Origin of the sequence: Rhodobacter sp. 24-YEA-8 (assembly GCF_900105075.1) — a bacterium.
GTDB lineage: Bacteria > Pseudomonadota > Alphaproteobacteria > Rhodobacterales > Rhodobacteraceae > Pseudogemmobacter.
Window position 1 is genome coordinate 2,840,044 of record NZ_FNSK01000001.1, and the last position, 25,617, is coordinate 2,865,660.

General features: G+C 63.1%; 23 protein-coding genes. 18 read left to right on the forward strand and 5 right to left on the reverse strand.

What is annotated here, in order from left to right; translation table 11 throughout:
• The first annotated feature begins 42 nt into the window (after window positions 1-42).
• The 13 genes from BLW25_RS13800 to BLW25_RS13860 all read left to right on the forward strand — a co-directional run bounded on the left by BLW25_RS13800 (window position 43) and on the right by BLW25_RS13860 (window position 14,860).
• Complete coding sequence (locus tag BLW25_RS13800; protein WP_092899953.1) at window positions 43-1,161, forward strand: polyamine ABC transporter substrate-binding protein; 1,119 nt, start codon at window positions 43-45, stop codon at window positions 1,159-1,161.
• A 13-nt stretch (window positions 1,162-1,174) separates the two neighbouring features.
• Window positions 1,175-2,290, forward strand: coding sequence for an ABC transporter ATP-binding protein (locus BLW25_RS13805; RefSeq protein WP_092899955.1), 1,116 nt, complete (start codon window positions 1,175-1,177; stop codon window positions 2,288-2,290).
• A gap of 116 nt (window positions 2,291-2,406) precedes the next feature.
• Window positions 2,407-3,327 (forward strand): ABC transporter permease, encoded by a 921-nt coding sequence (locus BLW25_RS13810; RefSeq protein ID WP_092899957.1) that lies wholly within the window; start codon window positions 2,407-2,409, stop codon window positions 3,325-3,327.
• Window positions 3,324-4,163 carry an ABC transporter permease subunit gene (locus BLW25_RS13815; protein WP_092899959.1) on the forward strand — a complete coding sequence of 280 codons (840 nt, stop codon included), beginning with the start codon at window positions 3,324-3,326 and terminating at the stop codon, window positions 4,161-4,163. Before BLW25_RS13810 ends, BLW25_RS13815 begins: the two co-directional genes overlap by 4 nt.
• Complete coding sequence (locus tag BLW25_RS13820) at window positions 4,160-5,020, forward strand: dimethylsulfonioproprionate lyase family protein (protein WP_092902095.1); 861 nt, start codon at window positions 4,160-4,162, stop codon at window positions 5,018-5,020. The genes BLW25_RS13815 and BLW25_RS13820 overlap by 4 nt, the downstream gene beginning before the upstream one ends.
• Window positions 5,013-6,635, forward strand: coding sequence for an amidohydrolase (locus BLW25_RS13825; protein ID WP_171909557.1), 1,623 nt, complete (start codon window positions 5,013-5,015; stop codon window positions 6,633-6,635). The genes BLW25_RS13820 and BLW25_RS13825 overlap by 8 nt, the downstream gene beginning before the upstream one ends.
• 79 nt (window positions 6,636-6,714) lie before the next feature.
• On the forward strand, window positions 6,715-6,951 hold the full coding sequence (locus BLW25_RS13830) for a hypothetical protein (protein ID WP_092899963.1): 237 nt from the start codon (window positions 6,715-6,717) through the stop codon (window positions 6,949-6,951).
• Complete coding sequence (locus BLW25_RS13835; protein ID WP_092899965.1) at window positions 6,948-7,778, forward strand: CpaB family protein; 831 nt, start codon at window positions 6,948-6,950, stop codon at window positions 7,776-7,778. The genes BLW25_RS13830 and BLW25_RS13835 overlap by 4 nt, the downstream gene beginning before the upstream one ends.
• Entirely contained in the window at window positions 7,772-9,124 is a 1,353-nt protein-coding gene (locus BLW25_RS13840; RefSeq protein ID WP_092899967.1) for a CpaE/TadZ family protein, read from the forward strand. Before BLW25_RS13835 ends, BLW25_RS13840 begins: the two co-directional genes overlap by 7 nt.
• Window positions 9,124-10,512: a TadA family conjugal transfer-associated ATPase gene (locus tag BLW25_RS13845; protein WP_092899969.1), complete on the forward strand. Its 1,389-nt coding sequence runs from the start codon at window positions 9,124-9,126 to the stop codon at window positions 10,510-10,512. Before BLW25_RS13840 ends, BLW25_RS13845 begins: the two co-directional genes overlap by 1 nt.
• A gap of 2 nt (window positions 10,513-10,514) precedes the next feature.
• A complete protein-coding gene (locus tag BLW25_RS13850) occupies window positions 10,515-11,465 on the forward strand; it encodes a type II secretion system F family protein (RefSeq protein ID WP_092899971.1) in 951 nt (316 codons plus the stop codon).
• Between the two features lie 37 nt (window positions 11,466-11,502).
• A complete protein-coding gene (locus BLW25_RS13855; RefSeq protein WP_092899973.1) occupies window positions 11,503-12,351 on the forward strand; it encodes a type II secretion system F family protein in 849 nt (282 codons plus the stop codon).
• A gap of 16 nt (window positions 12,352-12,367) precedes the next feature.
• Entirely contained in the window at window positions 12,368-14,860 is a 2,493-nt protein-coding gene (locus BLW25_RS13860) for an ATP-binding response regulator (protein WP_092899975.1), read from the forward strand.
• Window positions 14,861-15,462: 602 nt separating this feature from the next.
• Here BLW25_RS13860 and BLW25_RS13865 read toward each other — a convergent pair.
• Complete coding sequence (locus BLW25_RS13865) at window positions 15,463-17,775, reverse strand: DEAD/DEAH box helicase (protein ID WP_092899977.1); 2,313 nt, start codon at window positions 17,773-17,775, stop codon at window positions 15,463-15,465.
• Window positions 17,776-18,023: 248 nt separating this feature from the next.
• Here BLW25_RS13865 and BLW25_RS13870 point away from each other — a divergent pair, with 248 nt between their 5' ends.
• Window positions 18,024-19,316 carry a DNA polymerase IV gene (locus BLW25_RS13870; protein WP_092899979.1) on the forward strand — a complete coding sequence of 431 codons (1,293 nt, stop codon included), beginning with the start codon at window positions 18,024-18,026 and terminating at the stop codon, window positions 19,314-19,316.
• Between the two features lie 276 nt (window positions 19,317-19,592).
• Here BLW25_RS13870 and BLW25_RS13875 read toward each other — a convergent pair whose 3' ends face one another.
• Complete coding sequence (locus tag BLW25_RS13875) at window positions 19,593-19,934, reverse strand: hypothetical protein (protein ID WP_092899981.1); 342 nt, start codon at window positions 19,932-19,934, stop codon at window positions 19,593-19,595.
• 78 nt (window positions 19,935-20,012) lie between these two features.
• Complete coding sequence (gene dapD / locus BLW25_RS13880; protein WP_092899983.1) at window positions 20,013-20,840, reverse strand: 2,3,4,5-tetrahydropyridine-2,6-dicarboxylate N-succinyltransferase; 828 nt, start codon at window positions 20,838-20,840, stop codon at window positions 20,013-20,015.
• 139 nt (window positions 20,841-20,979) lie between these two features.
• Between dapD and BLW25_RS13885 the strand changes: the two genes are divergently transcribed.
• The gene (locus tag BLW25_RS13885; protein WP_092899985.1) at window positions 20,980-21,801 is read left to right on the forward strand and encodes an LOG family protein; all 822 of its coding nucleotides are present in this window, start codon (window positions 20,980-20,982) and stop codon (window positions 21,799-21,801) included.
• Between the two features lie 34 nt (window positions 21,802-21,835).
• Here BLW25_RS13885 and BLW25_RS13890 read toward each other — a convergent pair whose 3' ends face one another.
• Window positions 21,836-22,531 carry a glutathione S-transferase N-terminal domain-containing protein gene (locus tag BLW25_RS13890; protein WP_092899987.1) on the reverse strand — a complete coding sequence of 232 codons (696 nt, stop codon included), beginning with the start codon at window positions 22,529-22,531 and terminating at the stop codon, window positions 21,836-21,838.
• Window positions 22,532-22,680: 149 nt separating this feature from the next.
• Between BLW25_RS13890 and mscL the strand changes: the two genes are divergently transcribed.
• Window positions 22,681-23,067, forward strand: coding sequence for a large conductance mechanosensitive channel protein MscL (gene mscL / locus BLW25_RS13895; protein WP_092899989.1), 387 nt, complete (start codon window positions 22,681-22,683; stop codon window positions 23,065-23,067).
• A gap of 455 nt (window positions 23,068-23,522) precedes the next feature.
• On the opposite strand, the gene rpsU is transcribed toward mscL, so the two are convergent.
• Window positions 23,523-23,729 carry a 30S ribosomal protein S21 gene (gene rpsU, locus BLW25_RS13900; protein WP_082400860.1) on the reverse strand — a complete coding sequence of 69 codons (207 nt, stop codon included), beginning with the start codon at window positions 23,727-23,729 and terminating at the stop codon, window positions 23,523-23,525.
• A 107-nt stretch (window positions 23,730-23,836) separates the two neighbouring features.
• On the opposite strand from rpsU, the gene BLW25_RS13905 reads away from it, so the two are divergent.
• Both BLW25_RS13905 and BLW25_RS13910 read left to right on the forward strand, forming a co-directional pair.
• Window positions 23,837-24,535 carry a COQ9 family protein gene (locus BLW25_RS13905; RefSeq protein WP_092899991.1) on the forward strand — a complete coding sequence of 233 codons (699 nt, stop codon included), beginning with the start codon at window positions 23,837-23,839 and terminating at the stop codon, window positions 24,533-24,535.
• A 72-nt stretch (window positions 24,536-24,607) separates the two neighbouring features.
• Window positions 24,608-25,615: an NAD(P)H-quinone oxidoreductase gene (locus BLW25_RS13910; protein ID WP_092899993.1), complete on the forward strand. Its 1,008-nt coding sequence runs from the start codon at window positions 24,608-24,610 to the stop codon at window positions 25,613-25,615.
• The last annotated feature ends 2 nt before the right edge of the window (window positions 25,616-25,617 follow it).

Below are 25,617 nucleotides of genomic sequence, written 5' to 3' on the forward strand. Positions count from 1 at the left end.
GCTTTCTTAAAAATCAGACAATAAAACGCCAGGGAGACTAAGATGAAGCTGACCCGTCGCCACGCACTTACCGCCCTTTCCGGTGCCGTTCTCGCCGGACCGCTGTCTGCGCCCTTCATCCGCCCCGCCCGCGCAAGCGCCGGCTCGGTCAATGTCTATAACTGGTCGGATTATATCGGCGAGACCACAATTGCCGATTTCGAGGCCGAGACCGGAATCTCGGTCATCTATGACCTTTACGCCAGCTCCGAAGAGGTGGATGCCAAAATGCTGGTCAGCGGCACCGGTTATGACCTCGTACTGCAATCGGGCATGTCCTATCCGCGGATGGTGGCGGCTGGTGTCTATCAGAAACTCGATCGCTCCAGATTGCCGGGATGGAGCAATCTCGACCCCGATATCCTGAGGATCGTCGAAGATTATGATCCCGGCTCTGAACATGGCGCCCCCTATATGTGGGGCTCCGTTGGCATGGCCTACAATATGCAGATGGTACGCGCGCGGCTGCCTGATGCTGATCTGAACAGCCTTGATGTTCTGTTCAAGCCCGAGAATGCGTCGAAACTGGCAGATTGCGGGATATCGGTTCTCGATAGCCCGACTGATGCGGGCTATATGATGCTGAAATATCTGGGCCTCGACCCCAATACCGCCGGCGCCGCCGAATATGCGAAAATGGCCGAGGCTTTTGCGCCGATCCGGAAATATATCACCACCTTTGACAATGCGAATTACCTCAACGCGATCCCCAATGGCGAGCTTTGCGTGATCAATTCCTGGTCCGGTGATTACGGCGTCGCCAAGGCCCGCGCCGCTGAGGCCGGGATCGAGATGGAACTGGCCTATTTCGTCCCCGAAACCGGTGCGCCGGCCTGGTTCGATCTCTGGGGCATTCCGGCCGATGCGCCGAATCTGGAAAATGCCTACATATTTCTTGATTATCTGTTGCGGCCAGAAGTGGCAGCGGCCTGCACCAATTTCACCGGCTATGCCAATGCCAATAAGGCGGCGACCCCGCTGGTCGATCCGGAAATTGCCGGCGACCCCGCGATCTATCCCGATGACGAGACTCTGTCGCGTCTTTTCACCACGCGCCCGATGACCGAAGACCAGGAGCGTGACCTGAACCGCGCCTGGCAGGCGATCAAGAGTGGCAGCTGAAGCGAGGCCTGTCATGTCAGAGCCCGTCATGTCGGAAAATGCCTCTTTCATCCGTATCGAGGGCGTCTCCAAACGCTTTGGCCAGTTCGAGGCGGTTCGGGACGTCAACCTGACCATTGGCAAGGGCGAGATCTTCGCCCTGCTCGGCGGCTCAGGCTGCGGCAAGACCACGCTTTTGCGGATGCTGGCGGGCTTCGAGACCCCGACATCGGGGCGGATCTTCATCGACGGCCAGGACATGGCCGATACGCCCCCCTGGGATCGCCCGGTCCATATGATGTTCCAGAGCTATGCGATTTTTCCGCATATGAGCGTCGAGAAGAACATCGCCTATGGGCTGAAACATGAAAAGATGACCGCCGCCCAGCGCCGGGCCCGTGTCGAGGAAATGCTGGCCCTGGTGCAGCTGACCCAGTTCGCCAAAAGGAAACCGCATCAGATTTCCGGCGGGCAACGCCAGCGCGTGGCGCTCGCCCGGGCGCTGGCCCGGCAACCCAAGGTGCTGCTGCTGGACGAACCGCTTGCGGCGCTCGACAAGAAACTGCGCGAACATACCCAGTTCGAACTGATGTCCATTCAACAGCGCACCGGCGTCACCTTTGTCGTGGTCACGCATGACCAGGAAGAGGCCATGACCCTCGCCGACCGCATCGCCGTGATGGACAAGGGCGAGGTCAGACAGGTCGGCCCCGCAACCGAGATTTACGAATACCCCAATTCCCGCTTTGTCGCGGGCTTTATCGGCGCGATCTCGACCTATCCGGCCCGCGTCATCCGCCTGACCGGAGATCTCGCAGAAGTCGACATCCCCGCGATGGGCGGCACCTTCGCCGCCCGCAAATCCTCCGGCCTGGTCGAGGGCCAGCAGATCACCATCGCCCTGCGCCCCGAAAAGATCACCATCTCGAAAACCTGCCCCGATGCAGTGAATGTGGTCGAAGGCCAGGTGAAAGACCTCGCCTATTTCGGCAAAGACAGCCTCTACCGAGTCACCCTGCCCGGCGGCGATCTGATTTCCGTCCATGCCGTCAACGCGCGGCGCGCCTCGGAATCCGGCCGCCCCGCCGATTGGGACGACCGTGTCTGGCTCTCCTTCGAGCCCGCCTCAGCCATAATCCTCACGGATTAAGGAGGCATGACCATGCCCATCAGAACCAAAGCCCTCTTCCTCCTGACACAAATACTCCCGGGGGGTGCAGAAGGCAGGCAGCTCTGCGCACCCCGCCCCAACACACGAGGCCAGCCATGAAAACGCTCGCCTCCTGGTTCCATCGCCGCGGCTGGCGCGATCTGATCATCGGGATCCCCTATCTCTGGCTGATCGTCTTCTTTCTGATCCCCTTCCTCATCGTCGTGGCGATGAGCCTCGCGACCCGCACCCCCACCGCGCCGCCCTTTGGTTATGGCGGCGAGAACCCGATCCTGAATTTCGAAGGCTATGGCCGCCTTTTCACCGAGACCCTCTATATCCGCGCCTTTATCACCTCGCTGATGAATGCGGCCGTCGCCACGGTGATCTGCCTGCTGATCGGCTATCCGATGGCGCTCGGCCTTACCCGGGTTTCGAAATCCTGGCGCAATATCCTCCTCATGCTGGTGATCCTGCCCTTCTGGACCTCGTTCCTTCTGCGCGTCTACGCCTGGATGGGGATGATGGGGCGGAACTCCTGGTTCAACGGGCTGCTCACAGACATCTGGAATTTCCTCACCCCGCAATCTTACGCGCTGACCTCGATCCCGATGATGAACAGCAACTTCGCGGTGGTCCTCGTCATGGTCTATTGCTACCTGCCCTTCATGATCCTGCCGCTTTACGCCAATCTCGAACGGCTCGATCCGGTGCTGGACGAGGCCGCGATGGATCTCGGCTCAAGGCCTTTCCAGGTCTTCCGCGATGTCACCCTGCCGCAATCGATACCGGGCATCATCGCGGGCGCCATGCTCGTCTTCATCCCGGCAGCGGGAGAGCTGGTGATCCCCGCCCTCGTCGGCAATCCCTCTTCGCCGATGATCGGCCGCATCATCTCGGATGAATTCGCGCAGGTCAGGGACTGGCCCATGGCCTCGACCGTCGCAGTGGCGCTTCTGATCCTGATGGTTGGACCGACCATGCTCTATTCGCGATATCAGCAAAAAGCCGAGGGCCGGGCGGAGGAGCGCCCATGACCCGCCGCCCCGTCTTTCTGATCACCGTGATGTGCTTTGGTTTCGCCTTTTTCTACATCCCGATCCTTTCGATGATCATCTATTCCTTCAACGAAAGCCGGCTGGTGACGGTCTGGGGCGGGTTCTCAACCAAATGGTATGCCTCTCTGTTTTCCAACCGCCAGATTGGCGCGGCGCTCTGGCTTTCGTTGCAGATCGCGCTGATCTCGGCCTCGGTCGCGACGGTGCTTGGCGCCATGGCCGGGATCACGCTGGCGCGGTTTCGCAAATTCCGGGGCCGCACCGCCTTTTCCGGCATGGTCACAGCACCGCTGATCATGCCCGAGGTGATCACAGGCATCTCGCTGCTGATCTTCTTCACGCTGCTTGCGAACTGGATCGGCTGGCCCGGGCAGCGCGGTTTCACCACGATCACGCTGGCGCATATCACCTTCTCGATGGTGTTCGTCACTACCGTGGTCCATTCGCGGATGATCCAGATGGACCGCTCGATCGAAGAGGCCGCGATGGATCTCGGCTCGCGGCCCTGGCAGGTGCTGAAGGACGTGACCCTGCCGGTGATCTCGCCCGCGCTGCTGTCGGGCTGGCTGCTGGCCTTCACCATCTCGCTTGATGATGTGGTGATCACCACCTTCGTGATGGGGCCGGGATCGACCACGCTTCCCTTGCTGATCTGGTCCAAGGTCAAGCTGGGCGTCACGCCCGATATCAACGCGCTCGCCACGCTGATCGTGGTGATTGTGGGGATCTGCGTTGCCATTGCCGGCTGGCTGATGAGCCGGGCCGAAAGGCGCCGCCTCGCCGAAGAACGCCTCGCTTACCGGAGCAACGGATGACGGATCTCAGAACCGGCGCGCTATGGCTTGCCCTGGCTGAGCCCGTCGGCCCGCCCGGCTCCGGGCGTCGCCGCTACGGCGCGGCAATGGCGCTCCACGCAACGGGCGCGCTGAGCACCGCCCAGCTTGAGGCTTACCGCGAGGCGGCCACCGCCGATGCCGTCGAGCCATTCCGCGTCATGGCGGATCGCGGGCTCGCGCCGCCCGCTCCGCCCACGCCCGATGCCGCCGCCCGCCTCGCGCATCTCATGGCCGAGACCGACCGCTGCCTTGCCGCCCATTTCGGCCCGGGGATTGCCGAGACCCGCACGCTTCTCGCCCCCGCCCTGTTGCAAAGGCCAGCCCCACGCCCCGGGCTTGCGAACCCGGTGGTCGAAACCCATATGGCAACGGCATTGGAGGCCGTGAAAACAATCGACCCGACACTGGCCGCCGCCATCGCCGCCGTGACCGAAGATCTGACCTGGATCACCTATGACGCCTATCCGCCCGATCAGATCGGGCCGCATTTCGCCCGTTCTCACGCTTTTTGCTCGCTGATCGGCGATGGCGCACCCTGGGCAGCACAGGATTTCGACCTTGGGCTTTTCCTCGTCGCGCCAGGCATTCTCTACCGCGACCATGCCCATCCCGCGCCCGAGCTTTACCTGCCGCTCACCGGCCCGCATCGCTGGCGTTTCACCCCTGGCGGAGCCTTTCGCACGCTCCCCGCGCTGCAGCCGGTCTCGAACCCGGCGCTAAAGCCACATGCGACCCTGACAGGGGCCGTGCCCTTCCTCAGCCTCTTCGCCTGGACCCGCGATGTCGACCAGCCCGCCCATGTTCTGCCGGCCAGCGACTGGAACCTTTATGAGTGACCACCTGCTGATCAATGGCCGCGTCCATACGATGGATCCGGCTTTGCCGCAGGCCCGCGCGATCCTGATCCGCGACGGCATTATCGCGGCGGTCGGTGGCGATGATATCCCCGCGCTGGCCAAACCCGGCGCACGGATCACCGATCTTGGCGGGCGGCTCGTCCTGCCGGGGTTTCAGGATGCCCATACCCATCTTCTCTCGGGCGGCACCGATCTCGCCACCGCCGCACAGCTTTACGAGGCCGAAGATTCCGACAGGCTGGCGCAGCTGATCCGCAGCCATGCCGCAGCTCATCCCGACCTGCCTTTGCTGGTCGGTGCCGGCTGGCAGCCGGGGATTTTCGGCGACCATAACCTCACTGCCGCCTGGCTTGATCCGCTGACCGGTTCCCGCCCGGCGCTGATCTATGATTCCAGCTTCCACTCTGCCTGTTTCAACACGGCGGCACTGGCGATGGCCGGGATCACCGCTGACACGCATGCCCCGCCCAATGGTCATATCCTGAGGGATACTGCCGGCCAGGCCACCGGCATGTTGCATGAAGACGCGATCCCCTGGGCGCTGGAACGCCTGCCCGGTTTCACCGATGACCAGTTGCTTGCGGGGCTGATGGCAGGCCAGGCCCATGCCAATCGCCATGGCATCACCGGCGTGATCGACGCAAAAATCACCGCGACAGAGGCGCGGATCTATGCCCGTGCCGCGCGCGAAAACCTACTCACCCTGCGCGTCGCCGGGGCGGCGCATGTGTCCGAGGCCGATACTCCGGAAACCGCACTGGCACGGCTTAGCGCGCTTCGCACCGCCCATCTGGGCCCGGATTTCCATATCAATGCCGCGAAATTTTTCATGGATGGTGTGTTCGAGAACCGCAGCGCCGCCTGCCTCGCGCCCTATGCCGACGAAGCGGGCGGCAACGCGCCCTGCATGTTCCGCCATGATCAGACGCTGGCGCTGATGACCGCGCTGGATGCCGCGCGGTTCCAGATCCATGTCCATGTGATCGGCGATGCCGCCTGCTCCCGCGCGCTGGACGGGCTGGAGGCGGCGCTGGCCGCCAATGGCCCCTGGCCCGCCAGCCATCAGATCACTCATCTGCAACTGGTCGCCCCCGCCGATTTTCCCCGCCTCGCGCGGCTCGCAATGGCGAATATTCAGCCGCTCTGGGCGCGATTCGACCCGAAGATCCCCGATATCGCGCTCGACATGATCGGGCCCGCCCGCCTGCCCACGACCTACGCGTTTCGTGACCTGCTGAAACTCGGAGCCGGTTTCGCCCTTTCGTCTGACTGGCCGGTCTCGACCCTGAACCCGTTCGAGATCATCGAAACCGCCATTACCCGCCAGGCACGCACCAAAGATCATCCCGGCCCGCCCTTTCTGCCCGATCAGGCACTGAGTGTGACCGAATGTGTGGCAGGCTATACGATTAACGCCGCCCGCGCCTCGTGGCGTGACGGCTATAGCGGCCGGCTCTCTCCCGGTTTTTCTGCCGATCTGATCGTGACGGATCAGGATATTTTCAGCTGCGCCCCCGCGCAGATTTCTGCCACCCGCGTCCTTCTGACCCTGTTCCGGGGCCAGGAGGTCTGGCGTGATCCGTATTTCCGCTGAAAGAACGGAATCCGCATAAACCCATTCTAAACGCTCTGTCTTGCAGAATGCCCCTGAATTTCAGCAAGGGCCGGCAGGCATGTATCCGCTCCATCTCTTTCTCCGGCTCGAAACCGGCACCGGACGGGACGACTGGCTTCTCCTCAGCGTGGCGGCGGCGGCGCTGACAACCTTTATAGGCATCTGGCTGAGTTCGGGCGGCGCGGAACAGATCACGCTCGGTCTGCGCGGCGTCATCTCGGCCGCGGTGAATGAAATCGGCCGCGAGGAAGGGCCAGTGCCCGACCTGCCGCCAGGAGGGGAGGACATACCGTGAAAGTCAGGATTCTGATGCTTATCCTGTTTGGCATCCTGCTCTCTGTCGCCGCGGGTTTCGGGACATTTCAGTATTCGCGCGCGCTGGAAACGGAACTCGCCGCCGCCAGGGTCAGCCTGCGCGCCTTTGGTGAGACCGTGCTGGTGCCGGTACCGGTCCGCGACCTCGCCCCGGGCAGTATCCTCAGCCATGAAGATTTCCTGGGGGTCAGGATCCCGGGCAGCTACCTTCCGGCCAATGTGTTGCAAAACCTCCCTCCCCCGAGCGGGGGCGGCTTTATCGCGCTGGCCGCATTGCGTCAGGGGGCGCTCGTACTGAATGGCGATATTGCCACATCTGCCGGGGGCCCTGACTACGGGTTTATTCTCTCCGGCGATGCCAGGGCCATTGCCATCAAGGCACAAAATCTGTTGGATTTTATTGATCGCCTGAAACCGGGCGATCCGGTCGACCTTCTGTGGACCCATAATATCGGTGGCGGCACGACCGAGACGCGGATGATCGGCTCGGCGTTGCGGATCCTCGCGCTTCCGGGCAATAGCAGCGAGGGGCCGCTGGCCGACAAAATGATGCTCGAAGGCGCCTCGCAGGACGCGATGCGTGTGGTGGAAGCATCGTCTTCGGGCCTGTTCAGCATCCTGCCCGCAGCGCGCAAGCTGAGCCTTGAGCACGAAGAATTTGTGGTCGGCCCGGCCGATCTGGCAACTTTGCCGCTGGTGGTACGCGGGGGACAGACCGACGGGATCGCACAGGCCTCGGCCCGCGCCAGGTGCCAGACCGCTATCGTGCGTGGCGGAGCACGGTCGGTGATGGATGTGCCATGCTGACAGAGGATCCGGTCCCAACAGCTGAAAGCGACGCGCCGCTCAGGATCTGTGCGATATGCGACGGGTTCGATGCGCTTTTGCGGATGTCGGCCTGGCTTGCGCATCTGCCGGCGAATGCCAGCCGTTCCGACCTGAGCCTGACCGAGGCGCTGGATATACTGCATCAACCAGAAGCGCAGGATTTCGACCAGATCATCCTCGCCCCGGATACCGGAAAATCGGTCGCGCCAAAGCTGGTGACCGGCGTTTTGCAGGCAGCGGCCAGCCTCAACTGCGACCTCATGCTGCTGCTGCCACCCGGCGCGAGACTGACCCTGCCGCAAATTCCAGGGATGCAAATCCATTACGGTCCACCCTTCGCCCTGCCGGACCCCCGCGCTGACCACGAAGCTGACCGTCCGGGCATCGCGCGCGATGAGGCCTTACCTGCGCCAGATGCGGCCCCGCGCCCGGGTGAGGTCGCGCCCCAGACCGGCCGCCCCCTGCTGACCCGCCTGTTGCGCCGGCGGTCGGTGAATGCCGCACCGCAGACCAGGGCATTCACGGCGCCCGAGCTGCCGCAGCAGCCCTGCCGGATTCTGGCCTTTCAGCCGGTTGCCGGTGGCGTCGGCGCCACTACGATAGCCGTCAACCTTGCGGTCGAGCTCTCCCGCCTGTCACCGCCTTCAGACATTTGTCTGATTGACCTCAATCCGCAATTCGGAAACGCTGGCACCTATCTTGATCTGCCGGTAAATTCGCGGGTGACCGACGCTTATCGGCAGCTCTCGGCGCTGGACTATGACTCCTTTCAGTCCTGTCTGCTCCGGCTCTCTGACCATTTACGGGTCTTCACGGCCCCTGCGGAAATTCTGCCGGTCGACGGGATTTCCGAACGGGATCTGCGCCGCATTATCGCACTTGCCCGCGACAGTGCCGATCTCGTCCTTCTCGATCTGCCACATCTGATCACCGACTGGAGCGGAACCGCCTGGGCCGAGGCCGACGCCATTTTCACCACCAGCCGGGCCGATGTGCGCTCGGCCCAGAATATGGCGCGACTGCTCGCATTGCTGCGCTCCGAAAGACTCGCCGATGGCCGGCTCTTTCATCTCCTGAACATGGTCCCGGCCCGGCCCGATGCGGGCTGGACCGCCTCGCGATACGGGTTTGAAACCGGTCTCGGTGCAGGTTTCTTCCGCCTTCTGCCGGATGGCGGTCCTGAGGTCGGGGCGGCCTGCAATTCCGGCACTCCCCTGTGGCGGGCGGCTCCTGACAATCCGCTGCGCAAGGGGATCCTCGGCCTCGGTGAACTCCTGGCGCCAAAGATCGGGCGCCGTCATCTGAATGAAACGGGAACCGCCTGATGTTTGACAAATTCCGCCAGAGCAAATTCGGCGAGGCCACGCCGGTCGCCGCACAGGATCTTCCCCTGCCAGCAATGGAAGAAGGCGAGCCCATCCCCTCGCCTGACCTTGCCACAGCCAGGCAACGGCGCCGCAAGCTGGCCGAAATCCGGCAGCAGGCACATCAGCAACTATTGGAAATCCTGAACCTTTCCGCGCTGGTGCAGGCCTCTGAGACCGACATTAAGACGGAAATTGCTGCGGTCCTCAAGGCACTGATCCCGTCACAAAGCGTCGCCGTCAGCCGCTCGGAACGGGATGGGCTGGTCGAAGACCTCTATTATGAGGTGATGGGCCTTGGCCCGCTCGAGATCCTGATCAATGACGAGACGGTTTCCGACATTCTGATTAATGGGCCAGAACAGGTTTTCGTAGAACAAAGTGGTCTGCTCGAGATCACCGATGTGCAATTCCAGGATGAGGCGCATCTGCGGCGCATCCTGCAAAAGATTGTCGGCATGGCAGGGCGGCGGCTCGACGAATCGACGCCCTATGTCGATTCCCGCCTGCCTGACGGGTCGCGGCTCAATGCGGTCATCGCGCCGATCGCACTGGACGGCACGCTGGTCTCGATCCGCAAATTCCGCAAAGACAAGCTCAGCCTCGAACAACTGACCTTTCTTGGCGCCATGAGCGAGAAGATGGCCATATACCTGCGGGCCGCCGTCGCCTGCCGGCTGAATATCGTAATCTCGGGCGGCACGGGATCGGGAAAAACCACGCTGATGAACGCGCTTTCGGCCTTTATCGGCAAACGGGAGCGGATCATCACCGTTGAAGACACCGCCGAGTTGCAATTGCAGCAGGCGCATGTCGGCCGGATGGAAAGCCGGCCCGCGAATATCGAAGGCAAAGGCGCCATCACCCAGCGGGACTGCCTGAGGAATGCCCTGCGGATGCGCCCCGACCGGATCATCGTGGGCGAAACCCGCGGCGATGAGGTGATCGACATGCTGCAGGCGATGAACACCGGTCATGACGGCTCGATGACCACGATCCACGCCAACTCCGCCCGCGACGCCACCAGCCGACTGGAGAACATGGTCGCGATGTCGGGCGTTGAGATCCCGCTCGGCGCGTTGCGGCGCCAGGTCGCAAGCGCTGTCAATCTGATCGTGCAGGTCAACCGGCTGCAAGACGGCAGCCGCAAAGTGACCTCGATCACAGAAGTCACCGGCTGCGAAGGCGAGGTTCTGACCATGCAGGAGCTTTTCTTCTTTGAGCATACCGGCGTCACGCCGGATGGCAGGGTCGAGGGCGGGTACGGCACGTCAGGGGTGCGCTCGGCCTGGTCCGATCGCTTCCGACGCTGGGGGATTTCCCTTCCCCCCGATCTCTACGGGGTGTGACCATGTCGCTTTCCCTGACCTTCGGCCTGATCCTGACCCTCGGCTGCGGCCTCTTCCTGCTGGCCCTTTGGCAGATCTCAGAGCTTGGCCCACGGCGCAGGCGGCTTATGGCGATCCGGCGTTTCTCGGGGCAGGTGCGGAGCGAGGACCCGCTGCTGGAAGCGGCTGATGCCATCGCACTCCGCCGGGACGGGTTGCACAAAAGCTGGCTGAGCCTGTCCGGTGCGGTCGCCGGCGGGCGGGCAGATGTGTTGCCCCGCCACCTCGTCCTGATCCTCGTTCTCACAGTTACCACAGTTGTGACATTGCTGGCGCATGTCATTCTTGGTCTCGGACTGGCGATCGGGGTTGCCTGCGGCCTGATCCTCGCCGTGACCATCTGGATCCTGCAGGTCCGGCGACTGATCCACCGTCGCGCCCTGTCCATCGAAGAATCCCTTCCCGAAGCTATGGATCTGATCGTGCGTTCGCTCAGGGTGGGGCAGCCGGTGGGTCCGGCCGTTCAGACCGCCGGGAAAGAGCTCAGCGGCCCGATTGCGGAAGAATTCTCTGAAACCTCGGCGCGGATCAGCTATGGCCAGGAGCCGGTCTGCGCATTGCGCGACATGGCAAACCGAACGGACAGCCAGGGATTGCGCTTTTTCGCGGCCGCAGTAGCGATTCAGTCCAGCACCGGCGGCAATCTCGCCGAAGTGCTGGACCGCCTCTCCGCCATCGCGCGCGGGCGACAGCAATTGCACCGCAAGGTGCGCTCCATCACTTCGGAAGCGAAATGGTCCGGGCGGTTTCTGTCTTTTTTCCCGCTGGGCGCAACAGGGATGCTCCTTATGGTAAACCCCGAATATTTCTCAGAAATATCTGACAAGCCTTTCTTTTTGCCAATGCTGGGTCTGGTGGGAACTTTGCTCATTCTCAACATTCTCTTCATGCGCTGGCTGGTCAAAGTGGAATGACACGGCAGTTCAGACATCTGGCAGGCGGATACCGGCAATGACCTCATCCCTGTTTTTCCTCGGCGCCTTCACACTCGGCGGATCGCTTTTCTCACTGGCCATGCTGGTGGTCAGCCGCCTGCCGGAAAGCGCCTTCCGCGCCAGGGTGCCGAGCGATCCGGCCGCCCCCGCGCCACTCTCCGGCAATGCGGCCGAGCTGCGCCGTCAGCTCTTCCAAGCCGGCTTCAGCCATCCCGAGGCGGCGCGCTATTTCACTATGGTTAAAATCGGGCTGTCGGTCCTGCTGGTCGCCCTGGTTGCAGCGGCTCTGGTCCTTATCGGGCCTCTCGGCGAACTCACCCCGGTGAAAAAGGTGATCGCTTTGGTGGGCGCCTTTCTTACTGGCTATTTTCTGCCCACCCTCATCGTCGACAAAAGGCGCAAGGCCTGGAAAAAGCGGATCGCCATCGCGCTGCCCGATGCGCTGGATTTCATGCTCGTCTGCGTGGAGGCAGGGCAAACTACCGATCTCGCATTGCTGCGCGTGGCCGAAGAACTGGAACCGGTACATCCCGATCTTTCCGCCCGTCTCCAGGCGCTGACCGAGGCGCTGACCGCAGGCGCTGAGAGACAAGATGCCTGGAGCCGGCTTGCCCTCGAGACCGGCAATGATGATCTGCGTCAGCTCGCCACCATCATCGTGCAATCCGGGACGATGGGCACGCCGGTCGCCCATACGTTGCGGGTATTCAGCGCCGATCTGCGCGACCGCCGGGTGCGCCAGATCGAAGAGCGCGCAAATGTGCTGCCGACCAAGATGACGCTCGGGACAATGATCTTCACTGTACCCCCGCTGCTGATCCTGCTGCTCGCGCCCGCGATCTACCGTCTGATCACCACCAGCTGACGGCGAGGCCCCCGCAATGGAACAGAAACGCAAACACAGTGAGGGAGAAGGGGGCTGGCGCCCGGCCACGGTCTTCTGCCTGACCCTCATACCCGCGGCGGGTCAGATCCTGACCCCGCTCGCCACGCAACCAACCGTGCAGCCACTCGCAACCGCAGTTTTTGCCGCTGTCCTGACAGGTACCCTCGCGATCCTCCTGCCGATGGACAGACTTGGCGGCCGGATCACCCTGGTGCTCGTCCTCATAGCTGCGTTGCTCTTGCAACCGGCATTCGGGTTCAGCAGTCTCTTTCTGCCCGCTGGCACCAGTATCGGCGAGCCCGTTGCCATGACGTCACTCTGCTGGGGGGGCGGCGCCCTGCTCGCCTTGCTGGCCCGCGCCTCGCGACAGGTGCTCAGCTGGCAGCTGGTCGCGACTTCAAAGGCACTGATCCATCCTATTCATCTGATTTTCGCCTGTTCGGTCTATATGACCGGGTTCTGGCTTATCGCAACCATGGTGCTGCCGGGCCTCAGCTCCCCGTTCTCGGTCGAACGCGCCCTGCTGCCCGCAGCGCTCGCCGCCCTCACGACCGGCATCACGCTCCTCTTCGGACTTGCCGTCACCATCGCGAGTGACCGCAAGGAAATGGCGCCCTCTGAACTGACGCCGGTTCTGCTCGCCATTGCTGCCACCCTGGGCTACGGGATCATTACCGGCACCCGTGTCACTGCCGAACCTGGCTCCGGCTTCCTCACCCTGTTGCTGGTGCCCGCGCTGCTCACGGTTTTTCTGATGCGGCGTTTCACGGCACTGACCCTTATGGGAATGCTGCTCTGCCTCTCGACACCGCTGTTTTGCGGATGGTTGCTCAGCGATCCGACAGGCGACCCGGGCCTCCTTGCGCTTCTGCTGGCGCTTCCTTTCAGCATCATGCGCACCAGTCGGCTCAGCGGCGGCACTCTCGTGCGCCGCGCCGGCGACCCTCCGCCTGCGGTGATCTCAGCCTTCAGCCGCGATTCGACCAGCTGGCTCGTTCTGCTCAACCTGGAAAAGCAGACAGTGCATTTCCCCTTCGGATCCGCCTTTTCGGCAGAGCGCGGGCCGCCGGTCAGCTTCAATCGCATCTTCCAGGAAAGCGCCTCGAGCGGGCTGCTCGATTTGCTGCGCGAGCTGCAGAAACCAGAGGCAAAGCAGACCGCGCCCGTCAGAATTCGCCTGCAGATGAAACCCGCTGGGGAAACCCGCCGCGAGCTCAGCGGGCCGCAGCTTTTCGAGGCGCGGGTGCTGGAGAAGACCCTTCCAACCGCCTGGCTCGCGCTTTTCAGCCTTTCGCATGAAAAAGAACTGGCCGAACGCGCAGAAAGGCTGCTGGCAGATGCCGTCCTGCGCGAGGAAAGGCTGCTCTCCTTTGCCGCACATGAACTGCGCACTCCCATAGCCATCCTCTCGATGCTCGCCGAAGAGCTGCGCAGCGGCGCGCTCTGGGCAGATATTCGCGAAGGGTTCGAACAGACGATGGACCGCATCAACGCGATCGTCGAAGGCCTCAGGGCAGATTCCGGCGCCTCGGCCCTTCCTGCCGGGCAGAGCTTTACGCCCATCGACCTGATATCCCAACTGCTTGAGATTTTCTCGCCGGTCGCCACCACCCATGGTATCACCATCGAGGCCAGCCGGACCGACAGCGCCGATCTGCAGTTTCGCGGCGATTTCGCGCGGGTCTTCATCGCCCTTTCAAAATTGCTTCACAACGCGATCCTGCATTCGAAAGGCTCGGCAATCCGCCTCAGCGTGATTGCAGGTCGCGGGTCTGGTGCCGAGGTCATGCTCACCTGGCATGTCGCCGATAATGGCATCGGCATCCCTGAAGCGGAACGCGCGCGGATGTTCGAACCCTTCAGCCTCCCCCCCGAACACCGCCCGGGGCGTGGCGGCGCAGGGCTTGGCCTTTATACCGCACGCAAGGCCATCACTCTGCTCGGAGGCGAGCTGAACCTGCTTGAAACACCAAAGGGCGCGCATTTCGTGCTGAGCCACCCGGTGCGCAGTATCACGACCCCCATCCCGACCCCAATGCCAGAGATATTTCTTGAAGAAGACATGGCCCATTCTGCCGTCGCACCGCGCTGGTTTGCCCGGCAGGTGCTGCTGATCGAGGATAACCGCCTTGTCGGCGAGTTCACCCGCACGAGGCTGCGGAGGCTGTTTCACCGGGTCGACAGGGCCGAGACCGGACCAGCCGGTCTGGATATGTGGGCGCGCGGGAATTACGATCTGATCCTCGTCGACCAGCTGCTGCCGGGCAGTACCGGTTGCGAAATCGTGCGCGAAATCCGCAAGACTGACAAAAATGTTCCGATCATCGGCATCACCGCCTCGACGCTGGGGTCCGAATGTCGGGACCTCGAAGCCGCAGGTGTCACCCTCGCGCTGGAGAAACCCCTTAGCTACACCCAGTTGCTGGGCCTGGCCGAGGAATGGTTTCCCGCCGAAGATGCATACCTGGGCTCGCGGATGAGCGGATGACAAAAATTCTGCTCCGCAGATCCGGGCAAACGGCACACAGCCCGAAGTCCCAAGCAGGATCTCCGTGAAGGCAGCAGGCATATGACAGCAAAAGCGATCCTCGACAGTTCACCCGTTTTCTCCAGAACTCAGGGGCGGGAGATCCAACCACCTCGGCCCCTCAGGGGGCGGCAGACCTTTTCGCGACAAGTATCACTATCAGGAAATCGATGTCCGCTCGGGGCCACGGCCCTGAGCTGCTCCCCGATTTTCGGATAGTTTTCCGGCTGATTTAAGCTGGGGCCTGCGTCTGCTGATCGGTTTCGGTGCCGTTGAAGCAGGCCACGGCGAGCGACTTTCCGTCATGGACGGTGTGGGCTCGTCGGTGATTATAGAAGGCAATCCATCGGACGATGGCAGCCCTGGCCCGCGATCCGGTGTCCCAGGCGTGCAGATATCTGGTTATCTCAATTGTGGCAGGGCGCGCTCAAACCGGATTGGCCCCAGACGGAGACGTCACCAGCTGCCGGTTGCGGACAGGTGAAAAAGAACCGGCCCCCGGCTGAGAGAGCCGGGGGCCGTGATTTCATATTGCCCTACCGGGGAAGCGGTCCGCGCTGCGCTCAGCTGCGCGGGCGTTTCGGCGGGGTGAAACGCTTTGAGGTATCGCTGGCATCTGCCGGCCGCGCCGCAGGCTTGCGCGGCGCAAAGCCTTTTCCTGCCTCAGCTTTCGCCCCAAAGGTCTTGCCGCCGGCCGCACGCGGAGCGCCCTTGCCATAGGCCGGTTTCGCATCACCCGATTTCGCCGCTGCGGATTTCCCGGCATAAGGCTTGCTGCCGTCGCGTTTCTCGAACGGCCGGCCCTCGGCGCCCCCTTCGGCGCGCGGTTTGCGCGGCGCCTCATCGCGACCCGCATAAGAGTCGCGGCCCTTCGGCGCGCCGGTATGGCTCTTGAATCCCGTCGAGCGCGCCGGACGATCCGGGCTGCCACCATGCGATTTGAACCCGGTCGAGCGCGGTGCTGGCTTTGACGGCCGGTCATCGCGCATCGGGCGCTCGCCCTCGGTCGGGGTCCAGCGCGGTTTGGCCGGCGCGTCGTCGTCGCGGCGCGTATAGGGTTTACGTGGTGCATCGCTGTCTTCACGGCGCGCATAGGGCTTGCGCGGGGCATCGCCATCTTCACGCTTTGCCCAGGGCTTGCGCGCCTCGCCGCTTTCAGCTGCCTCTCGCGGGGCGCGCGGACGGCGCGGAGCCTCCTCTTCACCCTCGCCACGCGACGGGCGCGGCGACCAGGCCGGTTTGCCTTCACGCGGGGTACGTTCGGGCCGGCCACCGGTCACCCGGCCCTTCGGCCCGAATTCCGGTGCCTCAGCGACACGCTCCATCGTAAGACCCGGCTCGATCTCGGTCATTTCTTTGAACCGCCCGGCCAACTGCTCGGCGATCTGCACATAGGTCACGTCCTGCTGCACCCGGATCGCGCCGATCCCGTCTTTAGAAATGCCGCCGGCATCGCAGATTTTCGGCAGGAGCCAGCGCGCTTCGGCCCGGCCCTCATGCCCGACCGAAAGCTTGTACCAGACCGACGGCCCGAATTCGCCCCGTTCGCGCGGCGGCAGGGCAGCGGGCGGCGGCAGGTCTTCGACCAGCTCTTCCGGGGCCGAACGCTTGGCGCGCCACAGCCGTACAAAGGCCGCCGCAATCGCCTCGCCGCCATGCGCTTCCAGAAGCTCATTCGCGATGCCAGCTTCTTCGCCCAGGGCTTCCGTCAGCGACGGGTCCGAGATCAGCCGTTCATCTTCGCGCGACTGCACCTCATCAGCGCCCGGCGCCTTGCCCCATTCGGCGACCAGTTTGGCGCCTTGCAGGATGCGGTTCGCTTTGCGGAATTCAGCCTGCGGCACCACAAGGACCGAAGTCCCTTTGCGCCCGGCGCGGCCCGTCCGGCCCGAACGGTGCAGGAGCGTTTCCGGATTGGTCGGCAAATCGGCATGGATCACGAGATCCAGCCCAGGCAGGTCGATGCCGCGCGCGGCCACATCGGTCGCGATGCAGACGCGGGCGCGCCCGTCGCGCAGCGCCTGGAGCGCATGCAGACGTTCGCTTTGCGACAGCTCGCCCGAAAGCGCCACCACCGGGAAGCCCCGGTTCACCATCCGCGCATGCAGGTGGTTCACGTTGGCCCTGGTCTTGGCGAAGACAATCGCCACCTGCGCATCATACCAGCGCAACAGGTTGAAAATGGCCGGTTCCTTGTCGCGATTCGACACCGAGATCGCGCGATATTCGATATCAGCATGCTGGCTGGCCGAGGATTTCACCTCGATCCGGCGCGCGTCGCGCTGATAGGTCGCGGCAAGCGAGGCGATCTCTTTCGGCACGGTGGCCGAGAACATCAGCACCCGCTTTTCTTCGGGGGCGCCACCAAGCAGGAATTCCAGATCCTCGGCAAAGCCCATATCCAGCATCTCATCGGCCTCATCGAGGACGACCGCCGCCAGTTCCGACAGATCAAGCGACTTGCGCTCGACATGGTCGCGCAACCGGCCCGGCGTGCCGACCACGATATGCGCGCCGCGATCCAGCGCGCGGCGTTCGGTGCGGTAATCCATGCCGCCGACGCAAGAGGCCACGACCGCGCCTTCATACAGCCAGACCAGCTCGCGCTGCACCTGGAGCGCCAGTTCGCGGGTCGGCGCGATCACGAGGGCCAGCGGCTTTTCCGCCGGCAGAAGCTGGTCGATGCCACCGAGAACCTCGGGCGCGATGGCCAGACCAAAGGCCACCGTCTTGCCCGATCCGGTCTGCGCCGAAACCAGCAGATCGCGCCCGAGCAGCTCGGGGGCCAGCACGGCCTCCTGCACCGGGGTCAGCGAGGAATAGCCCTTGGCTGCCAGCGCCGCCTGAAGCGGGCCCGCGAGAGAATCAATCGTCATTATTTGTCCTGTCAGGGGGCCAGTTGCCCCCGCATATGAGCCAGAGAGAAGGCCCAGAGCACCGCCGCAACCCTCCCGGTCGCGGCCCGGAGCAGACAGGCCTGGGGGCGCCATACAGTGTTTTCCCGCCACTGTCCATCGATCACCGCCCATCAGGCCCCAGACAGCAAATCCCCCTGTCCGCCAAGGCCCGACCGGGCCCGCCACCCCTGTTCGCAGCCCGATGTTCCGGTTATGATCCTGCCATCATGCCAGCCCTCTGCCGCGATTGCCTGACCCGATTCGAACCAGGACAGCCAGGTATCGGCCAGCCGGGCACGATGGGGCGTGGCCGCCGCTGCCCCTCCTGCCGGTCACCCCGGGTGATCGCCCATGCCGAGCTTGACAGCCTCTCCATCGCCCATATGGATTGCGACGCCTTTTACGCCAGTGTTGAAAAGCGCGACAATCCGGCCCTTCGGGACCAGCCGCTGATCGTCGGCGGCGGCCGGCGTGGCGTGGTTTCGACCTGTTGCTATCTCGCCCGGATTAAGGGCGTGCGCTCGGCCATGCCGATGTTCCAGGCAATGAAGCTCTGCCCCGAAGCCGTGGTTGTGCCGCCCCGCATCAGCCATTACGCCGAAGCGTCGCGGCAGATCCGCGCCATGATGGAAGAACTGACCCCCGATATTGAACCCCTGTCGCTGGATGAGGCCTTTCTCGACCTCTCCGGCACCGCGCGGCTGCATGGCGCGCCGCCTGCCGTGCTGCTCGCGCGGCTGACAAAGCGGATGGAGGACGAGATCGGTGTTTCCGGCTCGATCGGCCTGTCGCATAATAAATTCCTGGCCAAGATTGCCTCGGATCTCGACAAGCCGCGCGGTTTTTCGGTGATCGGGCGGGCCGAGACCCAGGCTTTCCTGACGCCAAAGCCGGTTGGCATCATCTGGGGTGTCGGCGCCGCGAGCCGGACCGCGCTTGAGGCCGCCGGGGTCAGAACCATTGCCGATCTCCTCCGCTGGGACCGCCGCGATCTGGCATTGCGATTTGGCCAGATGGGCGAACGCCTCTGGCACCTGGCGCGGGGCGAAGACCATCGCCGCGTCAGCCGCGATACCGGTCTGAAATCCATCTCAAAGGAAACCACGTTTTTTGAGGACACCACCGATGCCGATCTGCTCGACGGCCATCTCTGGCGGCTTGCCGAACAGGTCTCGGACCGCGCGAAAGCCAAGGATCTCGCCGGCCGCACCATAACGCTCAAGCTGAGAAAAGGTGACTTCCAGATTGTCACCCGCCGCCAGGCATTGTCAGACCCGACCCAGCTTGCCGACCGCATCTACCGCACTGCGCGCGATATGCTCGACCGCTCGGGCATCCGGGGCCCCTTTCGCCTGATCGGCACCGGCCTTGCCGATCTCTGCCCCGGCACAGAGGCCGACCGCAGCCCCGACCTTCTCGACCCGGCTGCCGCCCAGCGCGCAAAGGCGGAACAGGCCGCCGATGCCATCCGCGCCCGTTTCGGCAAAGACGCCATTATCAAAGGCCGGGCCTTGCGCTGAGCCCGTTCCTTGTGGCGTTGTATTCCCGCCAGCGGCGTCTTGAGCCTCCCCGGAGACAGAACAGAGACGGGCATTGCGATCTGACCCTTGCTGATCTTCAGAGAGGGGGAAAGCGCTGCTGTGCTCAGCAAGGCGAGACGGCACTGACCTGCCACGACCCCGGATCCAGCGCGCGGCAAGCCAGGTCAGTGGGTTGCGACATTTCCCCTTCCACAGCCACGCCCGGAAGGCACCTCTTCTGCCCCCGCAATTGTGCTTTCAACCGGGAGAATAAGGTCAGTCGAAAAATGGCGTCATCTGCGCCACGATCACCGAATTCTCGGCCAGAGCGCGCTCCATCAGCACAACCTCGTCTTCGCCGATCTCGTCCCCGGCGGCCCGGCGCTCTTCAAGCGTGCCAAGCCCCTGGACTTCCAGCGGTGAAAGATCGGCTTCCTTCAGAATCGCCACCGTCTCACGCACCGCTTCGGCCTCATCCACGCCCGAGGCATAACACAGCAATGCCGCTCCGGTTGCTTTCTCCGGGAGACCATCGCCGGCCTTGCGACCGACCTCGACCACCAGCGAATAGACCTGCTGCGGACGCTTTTCTTTTACCGGCTTCTCAACATCTTCCATGTCGCGCCCCCAAATCCTTCAAAGGATTTGGGCCGGTTTCTGATCAGAAACCGACCCGCGCCCCTGTTCACCTGCGGCTCAGTCGCGCAGAAGCTCGTTGATCGAGGTCTTGGACCGCGTCTGCGCATCGACCCGTTTCACAATCACCGCGCAGTAAAGGTTCACCCCGTTCTTCGAGGGCAGCGAGCCCGCGACAACGACCGATCCTGCCGGCACTTCGCCATACATCACTTCGCCGGTCTCGCGGTCGACGATCTTGGTCGATTTCCCGATGAACACACCCATGCCCAGAACCGAGCCCTCGCGCACGATGCAGCCTTCGACCACTTCCGACCGCGCGCCGATAAAGCAGTTATCCTCGATGATGGTCGGGCCGGCCTGCATCGGTTCCAGCACGCCTCCGATGCCAACGCCGCCGGAAAGATGCACGTTCTTGCCGATCTGCGCACAGGAGCCAACGGTCGCCCAGGTGTCGACCATGGTGCCCTCATCGACATGCGCGCCGAGATTGACGAAAGACGGCATCAGCACCACGCCTTTCGCGATATAGGCCGAGCGGCGGACGATGCAGTTCGGCACCGCGCGGAAACCAGCGGTTTTCCATTCGGCTTCGCCCCAGCCGTTGAACTTGCTGTCGACCTTGTCCCACCAGGTGCCGCCCTGCGAGCCGCCCTCATGGATCTCCATATCTTTCAGCCGGAAGCCCAGCAGGACCGCCTTTTTCGCCCATTGGTTCACATGCCAGACACCATCTGCCTGGCGCTCGGCCACCCGCAGCTGGCCTTTGTCGAGCGATTCCAGTGTCGCCTCGATCGCATCACGCGCCTCGCCTTTCGTGGCCGGGGTGATGGTATCGCGCGCCTCCCAGGCGGCCTCGATTGCGGTTTCCAGCGCGGCGTTCGACATGTGGATCTCCTCGGGCAGATTTATTCGGACAGTTTTGTTCTGGCAGGCTTCGTTCGTGACAGGGTTTTGTTCAGGTCCATGGGGCTATAAGGCTTGTATCCGGGTCACGCAATCGGCCCGGTGACTGGTGGGAGGTATCATGAACGACGAGTCGCGCAATCATCCGTTCCGGGACAGTGGCCAGGATCTGGTCGCGGCAGATAAATGCCCCGATACGCTGCAGACCCGCGCCCCGGCTTATCGGCTGGCCTTTGCCGACCAGGATTTTCTGACGCGTGAGGATCTGCGCCCGGTAAGGCTGCAGCTGGAACTGCTGAAGCCGCAGCTGATCATGGATGAACGCGGGATCGAGACCACCATCGTCCTGTTCGGCGGGGCCCGCATTCCCGCGCCGGAACATCGCGATCAGGCAAAAACCAAAGCGCTGGCCGATCTCTCGCCCTATTACGATGAGGCGCGCCGCTTCGCGAAGATCATGACCGAACGCAGCCTGGGGTCTTACGGGCGCAAAGGCGTGATCGTGACCGGCGGCGGGCCGGGTGTGATGGAGGCAGGAAATCGCGGCGCAGCAGATGCCGGGGGCCATTCCATCGGCCTCAATATCGTGCTGCCGCATGAACAGGCGCCGAATGCTTATGTTTCACCGGATCTGTGCTTCAACTTCCACTATTTCGCGATCCGCAAGATGCATTTCCTGATGCGGGCCGAGGCCATCGTGGTCTTCCCCGGAGGCTTTGGCACGCTCGACGAGATGTTCGAGGCGCTGACCCTGATCCAGACCCATCGGATGAAGCCCGTACCCTTCCTGCTCTTTGGCAAGAGCTGGTGGGAAAGTGTGGTTAACTGGAGCCAACTGGCGGATGCGGGGGTGATTTCCCCGGAAGATCTCGACCTCTTCCGCATGGTCGAGACCGCAGAAGAGGCGATTTCGGTGATCGACGGCTGGAAAAAGCCCTGCTGAATGCACGGGCGGGGGTAACCCCGCCCGCAGCTCCTTACCCGCGGGCGGGGATATTCATGGCGCGCTGCATGGCCGGGCGCGCAAGGATCCGGTCCAGATAGGCCGGCACGTTTTTCAGATCCGCCCAGCCTGCGATCTCTGCGGCTTTGTAAAACCCCTTCAGCGTATTGAGCCAGGGGCCGATTGCCATATCGGCAATGGTATATTCGCCAACCAGCCAGTCCTGCCCCTCAAGCGCCTGATCCAGCACCTTCAGCAGCCGCTCTGCCTCGGCACGGTAACGTTCCTTCGGGCGCGGATCTTCGATCTCTTTGCCCGCGAAATGATGAAAAAAGCCAAGCTGGCCGAACATCGGACCAAGCCCACCCATCTGGAACATCAGCCACTGGATCACCTGCCAGCGTTTGGCCTCGGGCAGAAACTTCCCGCTTTTCTCGGCCAGATAGAGCAGGATCGCCCCGCTCTCGAACAAGGGCAGCGGCTTATCCCCCGGCCCATGCGGGTCAATCATCGCCGGGATCTTGTTATTCGGGTTCAGCGACAGGAATTCCGGGCTGAGCTGGTCATTTTTCCCGAAATCGACCAGATGCGCCTCATAGGGAAGGCCGGTCTCCTCCAGCATCAGGGACACTTTGATCCCATTGGGCGTGGGCAGCGAATAAAGCTGGATCACCCCGGGATTGAGCGCGGGCCAGCGCGCCGTCACCGGAAAAGCTGAAAGTGTGGACAATATGGCCTCCTGCGGCTGTTTTGCTAAGAGATAGGCAATTTTTCCCAGTGGGTAAGCCCCAATTTATGTGCGATATTCCTGCGGTAACTGTGCGTGAAGCGCAGAGAAGCGGACCGGCGCAAGAGCCGGAGGAAACAAGGGACAGTCAGATGCTCAATGAGTTCAAGGCCTTTATCTCGCGCGGCAATGTCATCGACATGGCCGTCGGTATCATCATCGGCGCAGCCTTCACCGCCATCGTCACGTCGCTGGTCGATGACCTCGTCAATCCGCTGATCGGTCTGATCGTCGGCGGCATCGATTTTTCGAATGTCAGCTTCGGCCTTGGCGAAGCACAGTTCAAAATCGGCAGCTTCATCAATGCCGTGATCAAGTTCCTGATCATCGCCTGGGTGGTCTTCCTGCTGGTCAAAGGGATCAACCGCGTCTCGCAACTTGGCAAGAAGAAAGAAGAAGCGGCCCCGGATGCGCCGGCCGCCCCGACCGAGGCAGAGCTGCTTCAGGCGATCCTGGTCGAGCTGAAATCGAAAGCCTGATCTGACAGAACGGCCCGCCTCTCGCGGGCCGTTTTCGATTGCGCAGGCGGTTGCACCCCGTCGCCGCTGCATGTCAGCCGGGCGACCAGGGTGACGCCACCCTCAGAGCTCCGGTCATTGGCCGATATGACATTGCCTTATAAGCGGGGGCCAGCATCCGGAGAAACAACGCGATACACCTGCCGCCCGGTGCGGGGCGGGGGAGATCTGGCGCACAGGCAGCGGCGCCGCTGTCCGTGGCAACCCGCTGATGGCCACGCTCCGGCCCGGCGGCGCCGTAACTGCGGCGGATTTCATGGTTTTCAGAAGCACGACAAAGGAAAACCCCCAACCACGAGGGCGGGGGTTGACCTTGTAAGGACCGAACGGCCCCAGTGTTCACGTCCCTGTCTGATCCCCTGGAAAACCCGAAGGACCAGATCGGGAAACGCCTCAAAGCTACCTCGCGGTAAGGCTCAGAGTGCGCCTTCGCGTTGCGCTTTCTTGCGCGCGAGTTTACGCGCACGGCGGATCGCTTCGGCTTGCTCGCGAGCTTTCTTAACCGACGGTTTCTCGAAATGTTGCTTAAGCTTCATTTCACGGAAAACGCCTTCGCGCTGCAGCTTCTTTTTCAGAGCACGGAGTGCCTGTTCGACGTTATTGTCGCGGACGCTGACCTGCATGTGGTTGTCACCACCTTCCTAAGCTAGAGTTGCACATATTTGTGCAGGCCCGGCGCGCATAACAGATGCAGGGGCTCCTGTCCACCTTTCGACCTGCGGAGACGATGATGGAAGCGGCAATTGCAAGGGAAAAACTGCTGGATGCGGCCCTGGCGCATGTGGCGTTCGATGGCTGGTCCGAGACCACGCTGAAGGCGGCGGCGGCTGATTCGGGGGTGGCGCCAGGCCTTGCGGCTGCGCTCTTCCCGCGCGGCGGGATCGATCTGGCGCTGGCCTGGCATATGCGGGGCGACCGCGAGATGGCGCGGATCCTTGCCGAAGAGGATCTGGCCGCGCTGCGCTTTCGCGACCGGGTGGCGCGGGCGGTGCTCCTGCGGCTGGAAATCGCGGATCGCGAAGCGGTGCGGCGGGGCACCACGCTTTTCGCGCTGCCCCAGCACAGTGCCGAGGGAAGCCGTGCCATCTGGGGCACCGCAGATGCGATCTGGACCGCGCTTGGCGATACATCGGATGATCTGAACTGGTACACGAAACGCCTCAGCCTCTCGGCTGTCTATGGTGCCACGGTTCTGTTCTGGCTGGGCGATGACAGTACCGGCCTTCAGGCAACGCGCGACTTCCTCGACCGCCGCATTGAAAATGTGATGCAGTTCGAGAAAGCGAAAGCAGCCCTTGCCAGCAACCCGATCGGCAAGGCACTGATGGGGCGACCGCTGAAATTCCTCGGCCGGATCCGCCCTCCCGTCCTGCCCGATGATCTGCCGGGCCAGGAGGCCAGGGGCGGCAAAGGCCCCCGCCCGTTCTGATCCGCCCTCCGCCCCCTTTCCGCGTCACTGACCCGCCCCCCGCATCCCTGCCCGCAAAGACAAAGCAAGCCCATGCCCCTTTCCGACAAACTCTCTGATTCCATGCAGGCCATCGAGATCGTCGCCCCCGGCGGCCCGGATGTGCTGCAACCCTGTACTCTGCCGGTGCCAGTGCCGGGCCATGGCCAGATCGTGATCCGGGTGGCCTATGCCGGGGTGAACCGCCCCGATGCGCTGCAACGCGCCGGCGCCTATGCGCCGCCCGCGAATGCCTCGCCACTGCCCGGGCTGGAATGTTCCGGCACGGTGGTCGAGACCGGCCCCGGCGTCTCGCGTTGGAAGATCGGCGAGACGGTCTGCGCGCTGCTCCCGGGGGGTGGTTACGCGGAATATGCGCTGTGCCACGAGACCCATGCGCTGCCGGTGCCCCAGGGCATGTCGATGAAAATGGCCGCCTGCCTGCCCGAGACCTGCTTCACCGTCTGGTCGAATATCGTGATGCGCGGCGGGCTGCAGGCGGGCGAGAAATTCCTTGTTCACGGTGGCACTTCGGGGATCGGCACCACGGCGATCCAGATTGCCAGAGCACTCGGAGCACGGGTCTTCGCAACCGCTGGCAGCGATGAGAAAGCCCAGGTCTGCCTCGATCTTGGCGCAGAAGCCGCTTTCAACTATCGCACCCGTGATTTCGTGACAGAAATGCGCAAGCTGGGCGGCGCGGATCTGATCCTAGACATGGTTGGTGGCAGCTATATCCCAAGGAATATCAAAGCCCTCGCCGATGATGGCCGCATCGTGCAGATCGCCTTCCTGCAAGGCGCCAAAGCCGAAGTGAATTTCGCCGAGGTGATGATGCGCCGCCTGACCATCACCGGCTCGACCCTTCGCCCGCAAAGCGACATCGCCAAGGCCCGGATCGCGCGCGACCTGGAACGCGAGGTCTGGCCGATGATCGCCCGGGGCGCGCTGAAAGTGGTGCTCGACAGCGAATTCACACTTGGCGACGCAGCCAAGGCGCATGAGCGGATCGAATCCCCCGGCCATATCGGCAAGATCGTGATGAAGGTAGAGAATTCCTGATC

Excerpts from the sequence above, each read along its gene's own strand:
- BLW25_RS13800 (WP_092899953.1), top strand. The coding sequence starts at position 43 with ATGAAGCTGACCCGTCGCCACGCACTTACCGCCCTTTCCGGTGCCGTT.
- BLW25_RS13805 (WP_092899955.1), top strand. The coding sequence starts at position 1,175 with ATGTCAGAGCCCGTCATGTCGGAAAATGCCTCTTTCATCCGTATCGAG.
- BLW25_RS13810 (WP_092899957.1), top strand. The coding sequence starts at position 2,407 with ATGAAAACGCTCGCCTCCTGGTTCCATCGCCGCGGCTGGCGCGATCTG.
- BLW25_RS13815 (WP_092899959.1), top strand. The coding sequence starts at position 3,324 with ATGACCCGCCGCCCCGTCTTTCTGATCACCGTGATGTGCTTTGGTTTC.
- BLW25_RS13820 (WP_092902095.1), top strand. The coding sequence starts at position 4,160 with ATGACGGATCTCAGAACCGGCGCGCTATGGCTTGCCCTGGCTGAGCCC.
- BLW25_RS13825 (WP_171909557.1), top strand. The coding sequence starts at position 5,013 with ATGAGTGACCACCTGCTGATCAATGGCCGCGTCCATACGATGGATCCG.
- BLW25_RS13830 (WP_092899963.1), top strand. The coding sequence starts at position 6,715 with ATGTATCCGCTCCATCTCTTTCTCCGGCTCGAAACCGGCACCGGACGG.
- BLW25_RS13840 (WP_092899967.1), top strand. The coding sequence starts at position 7,772 with ATGCTGACAGAGGATCCGGTCCCAACAGCTGAAAGCGACGCGCCGCTC.
- BLW25_RS13845 (WP_092899969.1), top strand. The coding sequence starts at position 9,124 with ATGTTTGACAAATTCCGCCAGAGCAAATTCGGCGAGGCCACGCCGGTC.
- BLW25_RS13850 (WP_092899971.1), top strand. The coding sequence starts at position 10,515 with ATGTCGCTTTCCCTGACCTTCGGCCTGATCCTGACCCTCGGCTGCGGC.
- BLW25_RS13855 (WP_092899973.1), top strand. The coding sequence starts at position 11,503 with ATGACCTCATCCCTGTTTTTCCTCGGCGCCTTCACACTCGGCGGATCG.
- BLW25_RS13860 (WP_092899975.1), top strand. The coding sequence starts at position 12,368 with ATGGAACAGAAACGCAAACACAGTGAGGGAGAAGGGGGCTGGCGCCCG.
- BLW25_RS13865 (WP_092899977.1), bottom strand. The coding sequence starts at position 17,775 with ATGACGATTGATTCTCTCGCGGGCCCGCTTCAGGCGGCGCTGGCAGCC.
- BLW25_RS13870 (WP_092899979.1), top strand. The coding sequence starts at position 18,024 with ATGCCAGCCCTCTGCCGCGATTGCCTGACCCGATTCGAACCAGGACAG.
- BLW25_RS13875 (WP_092899981.1), bottom strand. The coding sequence starts at position 19,934 with ATGGAAGATGTTGAGAAGCCGGTAAAAGAAAAGCGTCCGCAGCAGGTC.
- dapD (WP_092899983.1), bottom strand. The coding sequence starts at position 20,840 with ATGTCGAACGCCGCGCTGGAAACCGCAATCGAGGCCGCCTGGGAGGCG.
- BLW25_RS13885 (WP_092899985.1), top strand. The coding sequence starts at position 20,980 with ATGAACGACGAGTCGCGCAATCATCCGTTCCGGGACAGTGGCCAGGAT.
- mscL (WP_092899989.1), top strand. The coding sequence starts at position 22,681 with ATGCTCAATGAGTTCAAGGCCTTTATCTCGCGCGGCAATGTCATCGAC.
- rpsU (WP_082400860.1), bottom strand. The coding sequence starts at position 23,729 with ATGCAGGTCAGCGTCCGCGACAATAACGTCGAACAGGCACTCCGTGCT.
- BLW25_RS13905 (WP_092899991.1), top strand. The coding sequence starts at position 23,837 with ATGGAAGCGGCAATTGCAAGGGAAAAACTGCTGGATGCGGCCCTGGCG.
- BLW25_RS13910 (WP_092899993.1), top strand. The coding sequence starts at position 24,608 with ATGCCCCTTTCCGACAAACTCTCTGATTCCATGCAGGCCATCGAGATC.